Origin of the sequence: Paenibacillus sp. A3 (genome assembly GCF_001399685.1) — a bacterium.
Classification (GTDB): Bacteria; Bacillota; Bacilli; order Paenibacillales; family NBRC-103111; genus Paenibacillus_G.
On sequence record NZ_JTHN01000292.1, the window covers coordinates 1 to 2,615 of the forward strand.

The following is a 2,615-nucleotide window of genomic DNA, read 5'->3' on the forward strand; positions in this document are numbered from 1 at the left end:
TCTCGGCCAAGTCGAAGCCGACGAGGGCGCCGATGCGCCCCCGGTTCCGGACCAATGCCACCGAGACGCGAAGGGCGTCGCCTCCGGCCCCGTCAAGCACCGCGTCAATTCCATGCGGAGCGAGAGCCCGCACTCTGTCGGCCAGACCTTGGCCATAGGCGACAGGTATGGAGCCGAGCGAACGCAGGTAGTCGTGGTTGCGCTCGCTGGCGGTACCGATAACCGTCGCTCCCCAAGCCCGGGCCAATTGCACGGCGATTGTACCGACAGCGCCGGCTGCGGCATGGATCAATACCGTGTCGCCAGGACCGATCCCTATCTCCTTCAGCCCGGTATACGCCGCTTGTCCTGCTCCGGACAGGCCGCCCGCCACCTCCCAAGGCATGCTCTGCGGTTTGACGACGATTTGATTGGCATCGACCGTCACATACTCGGCATAACAGGTCAACATTTTGTAGCCGATCACCTCGGTGCCGACGGCAAAGCCGGTGACCCCTTCCCCGACTTGATCGATAACTCCGGCGAACTCGTTGCCCGGAATTTGCGGGAACTGTACCGTTATACCGGGCGGAGGGCTCCAGCCGCTCCGCAGCGCCAAGTCGAACGGCTGCACGCCTGCCGCCTTGACGCGCACTCTCACCTGCCCCGCTCCCGCTTGGGGATCGTCAAATTCCATCGTTTGCAGCACATCCGGTGTGCCCGGAGAAGAAAACGCCGCTGCTTTCATACCAAACCCCTCCTTTTTATTTGCACTGCCTGCTGGAACGTTCCGCTCGCGGACAGCTTCTTTTTAGGCCTATTCGCAAACCCTTTTCCGCTTAGACTCAAAAAACTTTCGCCGCTTGGATAGCCCGTTGAATTCCGTCTCCAATGATGGCTTCCTTCCGGTCCGGATATTGGCTGTGGCCTTCGACGATCACGGTGCTAATGTCCGTCATGCCGAATAACCGCAGATTCGCCAGAACCCAATTGACCGACATTTCATAGGAAGCCGCCTCGCCTTCCGAATAGATGCCGCCTCTCGCGCTCAGCAAAACGGCCTTTTTATCCGGCACCAGACCGATGGCGCCTTCCGCCGTAAACTTGAACGTTTTCCCGGCCCGGTTCAAATAATCGAAATACGTATGCAGTACGGCCGGGACAGTCAAGTTCCAGAGCGGAAAAGCGAAGACCACTTTGTCGGCAGCCAAAAATTGGTCCAAATATTTGTCCGCGAGCGAGGTGATCGCCTCTTCCTCGGGAGTTAGCGGCAGGCCGCGTCCGGATTTGTAGCTCCCGCTGATCAGATGGGTATCCAGGTACGGCAGCTTTTCCCGATACAGATCCAGTTCCGTGATTGATTCTTCGGGATGCGCTTCCTTATAGCTGTCCAAAAAAGCGTGATACAATTGCACGCTGACCGCTTGATCGATGGGACGATTGTTCGCTTTAATAAACAATGTTGCACTCATGCTCATGCCTCCTGATTTGGGATTCGCAGGAATTTGCCCGCTTGCAGCATTTATTTTATACTGGAACATAAATAAACAAAAATACATCTTATCTCATATATTATATAACCTTGAGTATATGAATGAATGGGAATGAAAAGGAGTGAACGAGGATGGAACTGCTGCAGCTCCATTATTTTCGGACAGTTGCCAAACTGGAGCATATGACGAGAGCGGCGCAAGAGCTTCACATCGCACAGCCTGCGCTCAGCAAAACGATTTCCCGGCTGGAGGCCGATGTGGGCGTGCCGTTATTCGACCGCGAGGGCCGGCAAATCCGGCTTAACTCGTTCGGCAAAGCGTTTTTGGACAAAGTGGAAACGGCGCTGACCGCGCTGGAGGAAGGACGGCGGGAAGTGGCCGATATGGCCGGTATCGAGCAAGGGAGCATCGGCTTGGCCATGTCCACGCTGAATCGTCTGACGGACCCTCTAAGCGCGTTTCTGTCCGTCTATCCGAATGTGAACTTTCGCATTACCCAAGCCTCCATGGATGAAATGGCGCAGCTTCTCGAAGCCGGAGAGGTCGATTTTTGCTTTACGGCGATGCCCATCGAACGGCCGGACATCGATGCCGTGGCCGTCCTGCGCGAAGAAGTGTTTCTGGCCGTGCCTCCGGGGCACCGTCTGGCGGACCGTGGCAGCGTTGCGTTAAGCGAGGTGGCCGATGAGCCGTTTATCGGGTATAAGGAAGGATTTATTTTCCAAAAGATGAACGATGCGTTTTGCCGCGAGGCGGGGATATCGCCGAACTTCGTCTGCCGGGTAGACGAACCTGCCGCCATAGCAAGCTTGGTGCGTACCGGGCTGGGCGTCGCTTTTGCGGGGGGATGCAATATTAACGCAGCGTCAACGCCGCTTACGCTGCTGCATATCGAACAGCCTGTATGTCAACGCACGTTCCAGCTCGCTTGGCATGAGAAGCGATATTTATCGAAAGCGGCCTGCAATTTTCGTAATTTCGTCGTCGACTACTTCGCCGGGCAGCAGAAGCAAGCCCAAACACAACAGCTTAAAGCCGCCCGTTAAATAAAAAACCGTCTGGACATCCCCAGACGGTCAGAGTGTTGAGAGAAGTGATTTTAACAAGAATAGAGATACATACGAAGGTGGGGTATCTACTGGA

Annotated in this window: 3 protein-coding genes; 1 reads left to right on the forward strand and 2 read right to left on the reverse strand. The window is 55.6% G+C overall.

Features of this window, described 5'->3' with window-relative positions:
- The coding region (locus tag QJ48_RS33230; protein WP_054977582.1) for an NADP-dependent oxidoreductase at nucleotides 1-727 on the reverse strand (727 nt) is incomplete at its 3' end.
- A gap of 97 nt (nucleotides 728-824) precedes the next feature.
- The gene (locus QJ48_RS33235) at nucleotides 825-1,451 is read right to left on the reverse strand and encodes an FMN-dependent NADH-azoreductase (RefSeq protein ID WP_054977583.1); all 627 of its coding nucleotides are present in this window, start codon (nucleotides 1,449-1,451) and stop codon (nucleotides 825-827) included.
- Between the two features lie 152 nt (nucleotides 1,452-1,603).
- On the opposite strand from QJ48_RS33235, the gene QJ48_RS33240 reads away from it, so the two are divergent.
- Nucleotides 1,604-2,518, forward strand: coding sequence for a LysR family transcriptional regulator (locus tag QJ48_RS33240; RefSeq protein ID WP_054977584.1), 915 nt, complete (start codon nucleotides 1,604-1,606; stop codon nucleotides 2,516-2,518).
- Nucleotides 2,519-2,615: the final 97 nt, after the last annotated feature.

Coding starts and splice junctions, on each gene's coding strand:
- QJ48_RS33235 (WP_054977583.1), bottom strand. CDS start 1,451: ATGAGTGCAACATTGTTTATTAAAGCGAACAATCGTCCCATCGATCAA.
- QJ48_RS33240 (WP_054977584.1), top strand. CDS start 1,604: ATGGAACTGCTGCAGCTCCATTATTTTCGGACAGTTGCCAAACTGGAG.